The sequence below is a fragment of the Curtobacterium sp. B18 genome, assembly GCF_000333375.1.
Lineage (GTDB): Bacteria > Actinomycetota > Actinomycetes > Actinomycetales > Microbacteriaceae > Curtobacterium.
The window spans coordinates 1-14,331 of sequence record NZ_BACZ01000531.1 but is presented as its reverse complement, the minus strand read 5'-3'; the positions used below and the strand labels follow the sequence as shown (position 1 = coordinate 14,331).

Genomic DNA, 14,331 nt, shown 5'->3' with positions numbered 1-14,331 from the left:
AGGACGAGCACGTTGACGCCGGCGGCCGCGAGGGCCTGCGCCTTGGCGGCGACGTCGCCGTTGATGCCGATCGCGGCGGCGACGCGCAGGCGGCCGGAGGCGTCCACCGCGGGGCGGTAGATGTCGGAGCGGATCGCGCTGGTCTGGCTGACCGTGCCGACGACCTTGCCGTGCCGCATGACCGGCGCGAAGTCGACCTCGGCGGCGCTCAGCACGTCGTACACGTGCCGCGGGGTGCCGGCGTCCTCGGCGTCGATCGCGGTCGAGGCTCCGTGCAGCAGGTCGCGGAGCGTCGCGTCGGGTCCGGCGGTGCCGAGTCGACCGGCGGGGACGCAGCCGAGGTACACACCAGCGGCGTCCCGGACGACGACCCCGCGGCCGGCGACGGGCAGCAGCTGCTCGAGCGCCTCGGCGACGGTGGTGTCGGCGCCCATGTCGTAGGCGGTGTCGAAGTCGACGGGCTGCTCCTTGACCCAGCGGATCGCGGCGTCGAGGTCCTGCAGGTGCATGTCCTGCGGCAGGACGCCGAGGCCGCCGCGTCGGGCGAGCGTCGCGGCGAGGCGGGGCCCGGTGACCGAGTTCATGTTGGCGCTGACGATCGGGATGGTCGCACCGGATCCGTCGTTCGCCGAGAGGTCCACGTCGAACCGGCTCGTCACCGCCGACCGGCTGGGGACGAGGAAGACGTCGGAGTAGGTCAGGTCGTGTGTCGGCCGCGTCTCGTAGAACCTCATGGGCCCCACTGTACGGCGATGCGGGGTGGCCGGTCGGGGTGGTCGGTCGGGGCGGCTCGGCACGCCTCCGACGCGACACGCGCGACACCCCCTCGCCGTGCGCGACCCGCCTCCGCCTGACACCGAACGGTCATCCGCGAGCGGCTAGGCTTGGCACCTGTGCGAGGCAGGGTTGCCACGCACGACACACACGAGCATCTATCGACGGAGAGTGGGCGATCGGCTGTGTCGAGCCATCTGACCGGAACGGACGAGACCGCGGGCGAATTCGGGGCGAACGAGTGGCTCGTCGACGAGCTCTACGAGCAGTTCGTCGCCGACAAGGAGTCCGTGGACAAGTCCTGGTGGCCGGTCCTCGAGAGCTACCACCGCACCCAGGGCAGCGCCACGTCGAGCCCGACCCCCGCAGCGCCGGCCGCACCCGAGCAGCAGCAGTCCACGACCCAGCAGCCCGCGACCGGTGACGCCCCCGGCGAGGCGAAGGCCGGGCCGATCCAGGCGAAGACCACGTCGCGCCAGCCCACCCCGCAGCCGATCCCGGCCGAGGCGAACGACGAGGCCGACCACCACGAGGAGACCCACGAGGACGTGGCGACCCCGCTCCGGGGCATGGCGAAGACGCTCGCGTCGAACATGGACGCCTCGCTCACGGTCCCGACCGCGACGAGCGTGCGGACGATCCCGGCGAAGCTGATGATCGACAACCGCATCGTCATCAACAACCACCTCCGTCGGGCCCGCGGCGGGAAGATCTCGTTCACGCACCTCATCGGGTGGGCGATGGTGCAGGCGCTCAAGGAGTTCCCGAGCCAGAACGTGTTCTACGAGGAACGCGACGGCAAGCCCTTCGTGGTCGCCCCCGCCCACGTGAACCTCGGCATCGCGATCGACGTCCCGAAGAAGGACGGCACCCGGTCCCTGCTCGTCCCGAGCATCAAGCGCGCCGAGACGCTGACGTTCGGCCAGTTCCTCTCCGCCTACGAGGACCTCGTCAAGCGCGCCCGCGACAACAAGCTCACCCCGACCGACTTCCAGGGCACGACGATCTCGCTGACGAACCCCGGCGGCATCGGCACGGTGCACTCGGTCCCCCGCCTCACCAAGGGGCAGGGCGCGATCATCGGCGCCGGTGCGCTCGAGTACCCCGCACAGTTCCAGGGGTCCGCGGCGAAGACGCTCGTCGAGCTCGGCATCGGCAAGACCATCACGCTCACGAGCACCTACGACCACCGCGTCATCCAGGGCGCCGGGTCGGGCGAGTACCTCAAGAAGGTGCACGAGCGGCTCATCGGCGAGCACGCCTTCTACGAGGACATCTTCTCGGCGCTCCGGATCCCCTACAAGCCGATCCAGTGGGCGAACGACATCAACGTCGACCTCGCGCACCGGGTGAACAAGACCGCGCGCGTGCAGGAGCTCATCAACAGCTTCCGCGTCCGCGGGCACCTGATGGCCGACATCGACCCGCTCGAGTACCGGCAGCGCACCCACCCGGACCTCGAGATCGAGAGCCACGGGCTGACCTTCTGGGACCTCGACCGCGAGTTCGTCACCGGCGGGCTCGCCGGCACGACCAACGCGCCGCTCCGCGACGTGCTCGGGATCCTCCGCGACGCCTACTGCCGCACGGTCGGCATCGAGTACATGCACATCCAGGACCCGGAGCAGCGCCGCTGGGTGCAGGCGCACATCGAGGTGCCGTACTCGAAGCCCTCGAAGGACGAGCAGCTCCGTGTCCTCGGCAAGCTCAACGAGGCCGAGGCGTTCGAGACCTTCCTGCAGACGAAGTACGTCGGCCAGAAGCGCTTCTCGCTCGAGGGCGGCGAGTCGACGATCGCCTTCCTCGACTCGCTCATCCAGCACGCCGCGACCGCCGGCCTCGACGAGGTCGCGATCGGCATGGCACACCGCGGCCGCCTCAACGTGCTGACGAACATCGCCGGCAAGACCTACGGTCAGATCTTCCGCGAGTTCGAGGGCTCGGCGCTCCCCGGCACCGTCTCGGGCCAGGGATCGGGCGACGTGAAGTACCACGTCGGCACCGAGGGCGTCTTCCGCGCGAGCGACGGCACCGCCATCCCGGTGACGATCGCCGCGAACCCGTCCCACCTCGAGGCCGTCGACGGCGTGCTCGAAGGGATCGTCCGCGCGAAGCAGGACCGCCAGGCACCCGGCACGTTCGGCGTGCTGCCGGTGCTCGTCCACGGCGACGCGGCGATGGCCGGACAGGGCGTCGTGGTCGAGACCCTGCAGATGTCGCAGCTGCGCGGCTACCGCACCGGCGGCACCGTGCACCTCGTGATCAACAACCAGGTCGGGTTCACCACCCCGCCCGAGTCGGCTCGCAGCTCGGTGTACTCCACCGACGTCGCGAAGACGATCCAGGCACCGATCTTCCACGTGAACGGGGACGACCCCGAGGCCGTGGCCCGCGTCGCCGAGCTCGCCTTCGCCTACCGCGAGGAGTTCCACCGCGACGTCGTCATCGACCTCATCTGCTACCGCCGCCGCGGGCACAACGAGGGCGACGACCCCTCGATGACGCAGCCGCTCATGTACAACCTCATCGAGGCGAAGCGCTCCGTCCGCACCCTGTACACCGAGGCCCTCGTCGGCCGCGGCGACATCACGCAGGAGGAGTACGACGAGGCGCACCGCGACTTCCAGGACCGCCTCGAGCGCGCCTTCGCCGAGACCCACGAGGCCCAGACCGGCACGATCCCGGTCGTCACGGTCGACGACGACGGCGCCGTGCAGGGCCTCGAACGGCCGGCGGCGCAGCGCGACGACTCCGAGGTCGAGGTGCACGACACCGCGGTCTCCGAGGACCTCGTCCGGGCGATCGGCGACGCGCACAGCAACCCGCCGGCCGGCTTCCAGGTCCACCCGAAGCTGCAGCAGCTGCTGACCAAGCGCACCGACATGACCCGGAACGGCGGCGTCGACTGGGCGATGGCCGAGCTCATGGCGATCGGCTCGATCCTCGTCGAGGGCAAGCCGGTCCGGCTCGCCGGGCAGGACGCCCGCCGCGGCACGTTCGTGCAGCGCCAGGCCGTCTTCCACGACCGGGTGAACGGCCAGGAGTGGCTGCCGCTCGCGAACCTCACCGAGGACCAGGCCCGCCTGTACATCTACGACTCGCTCCTCAGCGAGTACGCCGCGATGGCGTTCGAGTACGGTTACTCGGTCGAGCGCCCCGAGGGCCTCGTGCTGTGGGAGGCGCAGTTCGGCGACTTCGCGAACGGCGCCCAGACCGTCATCGACGAGTTCATCTCGTCGCCCGAGCAGAAGTGGGGACAGCGCTCGGGGCTCGTGCTCCTGCTCCCCCACGGTTACGAGGGCCAGGGGCCGGACCACTCGTCGGGGCGCATCGAGCGCTACCTGCAGCTCTGCGCCGAGGACAACATGGTGGTCGCACGGCCGTCGACCCCGGGGTCGTACTTCCATCTGCTGCGCCGCCAGGCATGGGAGCGTCCGCAGAAGCCGCTCATCGTGTTCTCCCCGAAGGCCATGCTGCGCCTCCGCCAGGCGACCAGCCCGGTGGACGCGTTCACGAGCGGCACCTTCGCCGAGGTCATCGACGACGACCGCGTGACCGACCGGTCCGCCGTCCGCCGCGTGGTCCTGCACTCCGGCAAGGTGCACCACGACCTGCGCGCCGAGGTCGAGAAGCGCGGCGTCACCGACGTGGCCCTCGTCCGGCTCGAGCAGCTCGCGCCGCTCCCCCTCGACCAGATCCTCGAGGTGCTCGCGGGCTACCCGGACGCCGACGTCGTCTGGGCGCAGGAGGAGCCGGAGAACCAGGGCGCCTGGCCGTTCGTCTGCATGAACCTGTCGCCGCACCTCGACGGCCGCCCGCTGTCGGTCGCCGCTCGCCCCGCGAGTGCCGCTCCGGCGACGGGCTCCTCGAAGCGCTCCGCGCAGGAGGCGACCGAGGTCATCACGAAGGCCCTGGGCTAGTCGGAGTCCGTCGGGCTCGCCGACGCCCCGGCGTCCGTCGGGCTCGCCGACGCTCCGGGGGCCGTCGGGATCGCCGACGCCCCGGCGATCCCGAGGGCCAGAGCGCGCCCCGCACCGAACACTGCGCCCCGTCTCGACGGGGCGCAGTGTTCGTCAGGTGGTGCGATCAGCGGCCGCGCGATGGGCGCCCACGCAATCGCGCCCGCGCCATCAGCGCTGGCGCGATGGGCGCCCGCGCGATCGTCACCGGAGCTTCGTGTAGCGCACCCCGGCGTCGTGGTAGCCGCGCTTCTGGTAGAAGCGGTGCGCGCTGTCCGTGGCCGCGGCGCTGACCGCGCTGAGGCGACGCGCGCCCTGCTCGACCGCCCACGCCTCGAAGGTGCCGATGAGCGCGGAACCCGTGCCGAGCCTCCGGGCCGACTCGTCGACCACCATGAGCAGCAGCTGCGCGGTCGGTTCGTCGCTGGCGTACGCCCACGTGACCTGGGCGCCGGCGACGGCGATCGCGCGACCGTCGTCGTCCCGCACCAGCCAGGTCCGGTGGCCGGCCTCGGGCGTGAGCCGCTCGAGGCGGGCGCGCATCGCGGCGTCGTCGACCTCGTGGCCGAGCAGGCGGACGAGGGCGGCGACGTCGGAGACGTCCGTGTCGGACCAGGTGGTGATCGACTCGACGGAGAGGGTCATGCCCGCGACACTACCGACAGCCCCGCCCGTGTGACGACGGCTACCAGGACGCTCAGTGGGTGGCCTGCTCCAGTCGGATGCGGGCGAGGATCTCCGTGCGGAGTTCCTCGGGCGCGGTCTCCTTGCACGCACGACGGACCGTCTCGATCAGGACGACGCCGACGCGGTGCTCGGTCGTGCAGTCCTCGCAGTCCTCCATGTGCTCACGGATGTCCGCCGCGTCCTCGCGGCAGAGTTCCCCGTGCAGGAACTCCTCGAGCTCGGCCTTCGCCTTCGAGCAGTCGCAGCCGCTCATCGCGCTTCCTTCCCTTCGACGCGGCTCGACGCCGCGGCAACCTTCCGGCCTCGTCCGCGCATCGTCGCCGTCGACGCTGCGTCCGGGACGATGCCGGTCTCACGTGCGTGGTCGGCCAGGAGCCCGCGGAGGAGCCGGCGGCCACGGTGGAGGCGGCTCATGACCGTCCCCACGGGGGTCTTCATGATGTCGGCGATCTCCTGGTAGGAGAACCCCTCGACATCGGCGAAGTAGACGGCCATCCGGAAGTCCTCGGGGATGGCCTGCAGCGCGTCCTTCACGGCGGAGGACGGCAGGTGGTCGATGGCGTCGGCCTCGGCGGAGCGCGCCGAGATCGACTGCGTCACGCTCTCCGCGCCGCCCAGCTGCCAGTCCTCGAGCTCGTCGATCGTGCCCTGGTACGGGTTGCGCTGGTTCTTGCGGTACGTGTTGATGAACGTGTTCGTGAGGATCCGGTACAGCCAGGCCTTGAGGTTCGTGCCCTGCCGGAACTGCCGGAACGCGGCGAAGGCCTTGACGAAGGTCTCCTGCACGAGGTCGGACGCGTCGGCCGGGTTGCGGGTCATCCGCATCGCCGCGCCGTACAGCTGGTCCATGAAGGGGAGCGCCTGGTCCTCGAAGAGGGCGCGCAGCTCGGCTTCGGAGACCGTCTTCGCGTCCACGACCGCGTCGGCGGTGTCGTCCTGCCCGAGCGCCACGACCTCGTCGGTCGCGTCGTCCGCGTCCGCTGCGTCGTGCTCGTCGGCTGCGTCGTCGCGCAGCTCGGCCTCGTCGGACACCGCGTCGAGCTGCGCCTCGGTCTCCTCGACCAGGTCGTGCGGTGCTGCGTGCGGTTCGTCGGTCGTCATCGCCGTCGAGTCTAGGCCGAGGGTGCCCCCGAGCGTCGTCGGCACGGCGGGCATGGTCGTCCGCGGTCGTACGAGTGTCGCTGTCGCCACTGATCCTCCCGGTGCGTTCAGTACCCTTGTGAACCGATGGCAGTCACGACGCATTCCCAGTCCCCGACCGAGCCCTGGACCGCACCGCTCGCGCGGGGTCCGTTGCGCGGTGACGTGTCGCTCCCGGGGTCGAAGTCGCTCACCAACCGCGAGCTCGTGCTCGCGGCCCTCGCCGACGGTCCGTCCACCATCCGGCTGCCGCTGCACTCGCGGGACTCGGCGCTCATGGTCGAGGCCCTCCGCCAGCTCGGCGTGGGTGTCGACGAGGTCGCCCCCGGCCTCGGCGAGACCCCGAACCCCTACGGCCCGGACCTCCGGATCACGCCGGCGGCGATGCACGGCGACGTCCGGGTGGACTGCGGTCTCGCCGGCACCGTGATGCGCTTCCTGCCGCCGCTCGCGGCCCTCGCCGTCGGCCCGGTCACGATCGACGGGGACCCGTACGCCCGCAGGCGCCCGATGCACGCGATCATCCAGGCCCTCGTCGACCTCGGTGTCGACGTCACCGACGACGGTGGCGGCGCCATGCCGTTCTCCTTCACCGGTACCGGGTCGGTCCGCGGCGGGTCGCTCGCGATCGACGCATCGGCCTCGTCCCAGTTCGTCTCCGGGCTGCTGCTCTCGGCACCGCGCTTCGACGAGGGGCTGCACCTCACGCACGTCGGCGACCGCCTGCCGAGCATGCCGCACATCGAGATGACCGTCGCCGCGCTGCGTGCCCGTGGCGTCCGCGTCGACGAACCCGCGGTCGGCGAGTGGGTCGTGCACCCCGGCCCGATCGCCGCACGCGACGTGACCATCGAGCCGGACCTGTCGAACGCCGCACCGTTCGCCGCCGCGGCGCTCGTCGCCGGCGGGACGGTCCGCATCCGGACCTGGCCGACGGCCACGACCCAGGTCGGTGCCGACCTGGAGACGCTCCTGCCCCGATGGGGCGCGACCGTGACCCGTGACGGCGCCGACCTCGTCTTCGACGGCGGTGTCGGCGTGCGGGGCGGCGCCTCCCTGCCCGGCCTCGCGCTCGACCTGAGCCGCGGCGGCGAGCTCGCGCCCGCGCTCGTCGCGCTCGCGGCCCTCGCCGACGGCCCGTCCGAGATCGACGGGATCGGCCACCTGCGTGGGCACGAGACGGATCGCCTCGCCGCCCTGGCGGCGGACCTCAACGGCACAGGAGGCTCGGTGCACGAACGCGCCGAGGGCCTCCGGATCGAGCCTGCCGCACTCCACGGCGGCGCCTGGGCCGCGTACGACGACCACCGGATGGCGACGGCCGGGGCGATCGTCGGGCTCGTCGTCGACGGCGTGGCTGTCGACGACATCGGTTCGACCGCGAAGACCCTGCCGCAGTTCCCCGAGCTGTGGGCGGCGCTCGTCGCGACCGGCGACGCGGTGGCCTGAGACGATGAGCTGGTGGGACGACGTCGACGGTGACGACTCCGACGCGGACGAGCCGTACGGACAGTACGACGAGTCGAGCGTGCGCGTCCGACCGAACCCGAAGGGCAACCGCCCGCGCACGAAGGTCCGCCCGACGTACGAGGACGCCCCCACCGGCTGGGTGACGAACGTCGACCGCGGGCGGTTCGGCGTCCTGGTGGCCTCCGGCGCGGACGACGAGCGGGTGATCACGGCGACGAAGGCCCGCGAGCTCGGCAAGAAGTCGGTCGTCACGGGCGACCACGTGTCGCTCGCCGGCGACGTCTCCGGGGACGCCGGCTCGCTCGCGCGCATCGTGAAGGTCGCCGAGCGGACCACCCTGCTCCGACGGAGCGCCGACGACACCGACGACGTCGAGCGCGTGATCGTCGCGAACGCCGACCAGATGCTCGTCGTCGTCGCTGCGGCCGACCCGGAACCCCGGACACGCCTCATCGACCGGTACCTGGTGGCGGCGTTCGACGCGGGCCTCGACCCGATCCTCTGCATCACGAAGACGGACCTCGCCGACCCGACCGCGTTCCTCGCACACTTCGACTGCCTCGACCTGCGGATCGTGACGAGCCGGTCCGACGACGTCCCGTTCGACGCCCTGCACGAGGTCCTCGACGACCGGGTGACCGTGACCGTGGGGCACTCGGGCGTCGGCAAGTCGACGCTCGTGAACGCGCTGACCGGGTCGTCCCGGGCGACCGGGGTCGTCAACGCGGTGACCGGTCGCGGTCGCCACACCTCGTCGTCGTCGATCGCGCTGCGGGTCCGCGACGGCGGCTGGATCATCGACACCCCCGGGGTCCGCTCGTTCGGGCTCGGCCACGTCGACCCCGCCAACGTCTTCCGGGCGTTCGCCTCGCACGCGGTCCCCGTCGGGGAGCCGGCGGACGGCATCCCCCTCGACCAGGCGCACGACTGGGAGATCGTCGACCGGGTGCAGGCGGGCGAACTCGGCCCGACCGGGGTCGAGCGGCTCGACTCGTTCCGCGCCCTGCTCACGGGCATGGGCGCCGAGGACCCGGGTACCGAGTAGGACCGCGCACGGCCCCGCCCGGGTCGACAGGTCTGCACCGACGTTGTACAGTTGCCCTCCGTGTCTGAAGTTGCAAAGTACAACTTTGCGCCGACCTCCGCCGTCGACGCACCGTCCTCCCCCATGACGACGACGACGTCGCACGTGCACACCACCCCCGCCCAGCCGCACGCCCACGCGGCGCCCCGGTCCCCCAGGGCCACGCGCCGCCCTGCCGGTGGGTCCACCCTCCGACCGCAGCACCTCGGCCGCACCCTGCTCGGGTTCGGCTCGCACATCCTCGTCCCCCTCTTCCTCGCGGTCGGGATGGGACTGGCCTACCTCGGCGCCTTCCACGCCCCGACGCCGCACGACCTCCCCGTCGGCATCGTCGGACAGGGCGCGGCGACCCAGGTGTTCGCCCAGACCGTCACCGACGAGTCGGACGGCGCGCTCGTGACGCACGTGGTGGCGTCGACCGCCGAGGCCGAGCGCCAGGTGCGCGACCGGGACCTCGCCGCCGTCTACGCCCCCACCGCGACCGGCGCGACCCTCTACGTCTCGACCGCGGCGTCCGAGACCACCGCGAGCGCGGCGCAGAAGATCTTCATGCCGATCGCGTACCGGTCGCACCTGCCCTTCACCGTGCAGGACGTCGTCCCCGCCGGCGACCAGGACACCACCGGGCAGGGCCTGTTCTTCCTGCTCGTCGCCCTGAGCGTCGGCGGCTACGCGTCCGCGATCGCCGTCGCCGCCTTCGCCACCCGACTCCGACCGCTCTGGACCGCCGTCGTCGCCCTCGCCACTGCGGGCGTGGTCGCGGGCATCGGGATCCTCATCGCCGGTCCGCTGTACGGGATCATCACGACGAACCGGTGGGAGGTCTTCCTGTTCGCGTGGATGTACGACGCGATCATCGTCGCGCTCGGCGTGGGGCTCCACCCGCTGCTCGGCCGCTGGACCACACCGATCCTCACGATGCTGTTCGTGATGCTGAACTTCACGTCGTCCGGCGGGATCTTCCAGCCAGCGTTCCAGCCGGGCTTCTTCGCCGGACTCAACGCGTTCTGGAGCGGTGCCGCCTGGCTGCAGGCCGCCCAGGACCTGCAGTACTTCCCCGGCGCCTCCCTCGGCCGCTCGTCCCTCGTCCTGGCCCTGTGGCTCGCCGCGGCCGTGCTGCTCGCGGTCGTCGTGCACGGGCTCGTCGCCCGCCGTGCCCGCATCGCCCGCGAGCGCGAGGTGACCGCCCTCGAGGAGGAGGAGGTCGTGGCGGCGTAGGCCGCTACGCTGGCGTCCGTGGACCTCAGCGCCGACCTGGACTTCGCCCGCTCCCTCGCCGACACCGCCGACGCGATCAGCCTCGAGCGGTTCCGCGCCGCCGACCTGCACGTGTCGAAGAAGGCCGACAGCACCCACGTCACCGACGCCGACCAGGCGGTCGAGCGGGCCCTGCGCGAGCGCCTGCGTGCCGAACGACCGGACGACGCGTTCCTCGGCGAGGAGACCACGGCCGACACCGGGGCCGAGGCCGTCAGCGAGGGACACCGCCAGTGGGTCGTGGACCCGATCGACGGCACCGCGAACTACCTGCGCGGCGTGCCGGTCTGGGCGACCCTCATCGCCCTCGCGGTCGACGGCCGGCCGGTCCTCGGCGTCGTGAGCGCGCCGGCCCTCGGCAAGCGCTGGTGGGCGGCCGAGGGCCTCGGTGCGCACTCCTTCGACGGCCCCCTGCACGTGTCCGGCGTCGACTCCCTCGCCGAGGCCAGCCTCAGCTACAACAGCATCCAGCAGTGGGACGACGACGACCGCCTCGACGCCCTCGTCACGCTCTCCCGACGGGTCTGGCGCACCCGGGCCTACGGCGACATGTGGTCGTACATGCTCGTCGCCGAGGGCGTCCTCGACGTCGCCGGCGAACCCGACCTGAAGCCGTGGGACATGGCGGCGCTCGTGCCGATCGTCGAGGAGGCCGGCGGGCGCTTCACCTCGCTCGACGGCGACCCCGGCCCCTGGCACGGCAGTGCGCTCGCGACGAACGGCCTCGTGCACGACGCCGTGGTCGACGTCATCCGCCGCTGACCGCGGAGACCGTCCAGAGCGTGCAACTGTTGCGCGGGCCGAGGTACGACAACGTCGATGTCGCACGACAGCGGTCTCGTCGCTGCACCGCGCGTGCAACAGTTGCGGCCGCGCGCGGTCGACAACGTCGATGTCGCACGACAGCGACAATGTCGTTCCGAGTCGGCCCGCCCGACCGACCCGCCCGCCCACCCAACCCCCACCCACCGGTCCACCCCACGACGGACGCCCGCTGTACCCCGATCTCGTACCGCGATCCGCCGACGTCAAGCGCGAAACCACCCCCGAGGGGGCACACGGCCCCCCGGACTGGGGACACGGACGGTGGACAAGGGATTGCGGGGAACGGCCACCGCGGCCAGAACCTGAGTTATCTTGCTTCCAGGCGACAGGTCAGGAACCGCGTCGGAGTCCCTAGCTCCGAACGGCCCGCCAGACCGGTCGTGCTTCGTCCGAAGACCCTAACCCGAGGGGTGATACAGACGATGACTTCATCGTTCCCGAGCGGAACCGAGTGCACCCTCACTCGTCATCCGCATTCCGAATCCGACTGCTCCGGCGCGCGTTCTTCCCTGCGTGCCCCACGTCCGGCTCTGCGCGCGGTCACCCGCCGTGCCTCCGACCGGTCCTCCTCCTCCGCTGCATCCGCTTCCGGACCCGGAGGCCGGTGAGTCATGGCACTCACCGGTCGCCGTCTCGAGGTCGACCGGATCGCGACCCTCGCTGTACTCCCTCGTGAGTCCGCGATGGTCGTCGTCGGCGACCCTGGTTCCGGACGCAGCAGCGTCCTCGACGCGGTGTCCAACCGCGTCTCCCTCCCCGTCGTGCGCGTCGGTGTGAACGGGAGCGAGTCCCACTGGCCACTGGCCGGCGTCACCTCGCTCTTCACCGCACTCGACGATCCGCGTGCGACGGCCCACATCGCGCACCTCCTCCAGGGGGGCGCACCCACCGACCGGCAGACGCCGGGGCTGGCAGCGGCGCACGACTTCCTCGACGCCGTGCACGCCCTGACCCTGCCGCCGACGCTCGTGCTGATCGACGACCTCGACCGCATGGACGTGGAGAGCCAGGAGCTCATCGCGTTCCTCGCGTCCCGGCTCGCCGGCACCGCACTCCGCGTCGTGGCCACGGTCCGCACCGTGCCGTCGGACGGGCCGCTCGCGGCCCTGCCGACGCTCCGGATCGAACCGCTGCCGGCGGACGAGGCACTCGTGCTCGCCCGTGCCATGGCACCGGAAGAGGCGAACGACGGCGTCCTCGCCGTCCTCGCCGAGGAGACCGGTGGCAACCCGGGCGCGCTGCGCGAGCAGCTCGCCGTGCTCAGCCGCGAGCAGCTGAACGGCTCCGAGCCGCTCGTGCTGCCGCTCCGACCCACCCCGACCACCGAGGCCATCGCGGCCCTGGCGCTCGGTTCCGCAGCAGGACGAGATCTGGACGTCCTGGCGCGGTTGGCTCTCGTCCCCGTGGCGAAGACCAGTGGTTGGGACCGCGACGAGCTCGACGACCTCGCCCACGCCGGACTCGTCTCCGTCAAGGGACAGACCGTCACCGTGCGCGATCCCCTGGTGCGTTCCGCGCTGTACTGGCGGATGCCCGCCCGGGACCGTCGTGCCGCACACACCGAGCTCGCCGCGGCGAGCGCCGAGTCCGACCCGCGTGCGGCGGCGTGGCACCGCAGCTTCGTCGACGACGTCCCGGACGTGGTCGCGCTGCTCCGTGCGGCCCGCTCGTACGTGGTGGACGGCAACGCCCAGGCCGCGGTCGTGCTCACCGAGCGCGCACTGCACATCGGCTCGGGGCACGAGGACGAGCACGTCGCGCTCCTCGGTGTCGCCGAGGCGCTGCTCGCGAACCGCCTGCTCGGCTTCGCGGCACGGTACCTCGCCGCGATCCGGCCGTTCCGCTCGACCGCGGACGAGACCCGGCGGCTCCGGCTGTCGTACTCGGTGCAGTACCTCAGCGGTGACGCGGTGCACGCGGACGAGCTCCTCGTGCCGGTGGACCCGGAGAACGCGGCCGAGGCGGACGCACTCGCGGGGCTCCTCGCGATGGTCGCCTGCTTCCGGGCCGAGGCCTGGGAACTCGACCACGCCCGCGACCTGCTCGCCCGGGCCGAACCGCTCCGGCGGTCGGCATCGGCGCACACCCGGGAGATCACGGAGACCGCGCACGAGCTCGTCGCCGCGGTCGACGGGACCCTCCCGGCCGACACCGCCCTGCACGACGGGCTGTCCACCACGACGCTGGTGGGCATGTCCGACCCGGCGCTGCTGCTCCTCGCCCACGCGTTGAGCATCGCCGAGCGGTACCGCAGCGCCCGCCGGGTGTTCGCCCTGGTGCTCGCCCGTGGCCAGGAGGCCATGCCGGTCTGGACCGAGGCGGCGCGCTACCTGTCCGCCGAGAACGAGGTGCGCTCCGGGAACTTCCGGCAGGCGCTCCGCGCGATCGACGTGTGGGAGGCCGGCTCGTCGGTGGTGGAGCGGCTCCGCGAGCCGTCCCGTGCCATCGCGCTCGCGTGGCGGCACTTCGCCGAGGGGCGGTCCCCCGAGGCGCTCGAGGTCATCGACCGGTGCCTCGCGCAGCGTTCCACGAACCGTCTGTGGGGTGCGACCGCCAAGTTGCACGCCCTGCGTGGCCGGGTGCTCCTGCTCGACGGTCGGCTCGACGAGGCCGCGGCCTCGCTGGAGGCGGCCGACGCCATCGGTCGTTCACTGCGGAACCCGGCGGTGCTCCGGCACCTCGGCGACCTGGTGGAGGCGTACACGCGCCTCGACCGCATCGACGACGCCCGGACCATCGCGGCCCGGCTCGCGGCGGACCACCACGCCCGTCCGTCCCGCTGGGGCGCCCTGGTGCTGGCGCGGAGCCTCGCGCTCGTGGCGGACGACACCACCCGTGACACCGCCCGTCGCCGTGCCCTGGAGCTCTTCCAGCCGCACGACTCGCAGTTCGAGCGTGCTCGGACCTTCGCGGCGCTCGCTGCCGTGGGGAGCCCGACGGAGCGTCCGCGTCTCGGCGCGGCCGCTGCGGCGGCGTACGAGGCGGCGGGGCTCCGGCGTCCGCTCGCCACCCCGGCGGCGACGGTCGCGATGCCGGTCTTCGGTTCGCCGTCGTCCGTCCGCTCCGGTCCGGTCCTCTCCGCACAGCTGCCCGGGACGCCGCGCAGCGCGCCGGACGCCTCGGCGGTGCTCACTC

General features: G+C 72.2%; 10 protein-coding genes. 6 read left to right on the top strand and 4 right to left on the bottom strand.

From position 1 onward, the window contains the following. The coding region (locus I5E_RS14120) for an IMP dehydrogenase (protein WP_022907557.1) at positions 1–734 on the bottom strand (734 nt) is incomplete at its 3' end. Between the two features lie 225 nt (positions 735–959). Between I5E_RS14120 and I5E_RS14115 the strand changes: the two genes are divergently transcribed. After that, positions 960–4,694 (top strand): multifunctional oxoglutarate decarboxylase/oxoglutarate dehydrogenase thiamine pyrophosphate-binding subunit/dihydrolipoyllysine-residue succinyltransferase subunit, encoded by a 3,735-nt coding sequence (locus tag I5E_RS14115; protein WP_022907556.1) that lies wholly within the window; start codon positions 960–962, stop codon positions 4,692–4,694. A 243-nt stretch (positions 4,695–4,937) separates the two neighbouring features. On the opposite strand, the gene I5E_RS14105 is transcribed toward I5E_RS14115, so the two are convergent. Genes I5E_RS14105 through I5E_RS21835 form a run of 3 tightly spaced genes read right to left on the bottom strand, consistent with a single transcriptional unit; the run spans position 4,938 to position 6,335 of the window. After that, the gene (locus I5E_RS14105) at positions 4,938–5,378 is read right to left on the bottom strand and encodes a GNAT family N-acetyltransferase (protein WP_022907554.1); all 441 of its coding nucleotides are present in this window, start codon (positions 5,376–5,378) and stop codon (positions 4,938–4,940) included. Positions 5,379–5,430: 52 nt separating this feature from the next. Beyond that, positions 5,431–5,673 (bottom strand): zf-HC2 domain-containing protein, encoded by a 243-nt coding sequence (locus tag I5E_RS14100; protein WP_022907553.1) that lies wholly within the window; start codon positions 5,671–5,673, stop codon positions 5,431–5,433. Beyond that, on the bottom strand, positions 5,670–6,335 hold the full coding sequence (locus I5E_RS21835) for a sigma-70 family RNA polymerase sigma factor (protein WP_261974951.1): 666 nt from the start codon (positions 6,333–6,335) through the stop codon (positions 5,670–5,672). Before I5E_RS21835 ends, I5E_RS14100 begins: the two co-directional genes overlap by 4 nt. A 312-nt stretch (positions 6,336–6,647) precedes the next feature. Here I5E_RS21835 and aroA point away from each other — a divergent pair, with 312 nt between their 5' ends. From aroA to I5E_RS14070, 5 genes are all read left to right on the top strand, one after another. Continuing rightward, the gene (aroA, locus tag I5E_RS14090) at positions 6,648–8,009 is read left to right on the top strand and encodes a 3-phosphoshikimate 1-carboxyvinyltransferase (protein WP_031262768.1); all 1,362 of its coding nucleotides are present in this window, start codon (positions 6,648–6,650) and stop codon (positions 8,007–8,009) included. A 4-nt stretch (positions 8,010–8,013) separates the two neighbouring features. Continuing rightward, positions 8,014–9,075, top strand: a complete 1,062-nt coding sequence (rsgA, locus tag I5E_RS14085; protein ID WP_022907550.1) for a ribosome small subunit-dependent GTPase A — start codon at positions 8,014–8,016, stop codon at positions 9,073–9,075. 60 nt (positions 9,076–9,135) lie between these two features. Further along, a complete protein-coding gene (locus I5E_RS14080; protein WP_148286979.1) occupies positions 9,136–10,332 on the top strand; it encodes a hypothetical protein in 1,197 nt (398 codons plus the stop codon). A gap of 18 nt (positions 10,333–10,350) precedes the next feature. After that, a complete protein-coding gene (locus I5E_RS14075; RefSeq protein WP_022907548.1) occupies positions 10,351–11,133 on the top strand; it encodes an inositol monophosphatase family protein in 783 nt (260 codons plus the stop codon). A 674-nt stretch (positions 11,134–11,807) separates the two neighbouring features. Next, positions 11,808–14,331 (top strand): ATP-binding protein (locus I5E_RS14070; protein ID WP_022907547.1); only part of this gene is annotated, 2,524 nt, incomplete at its 3' end.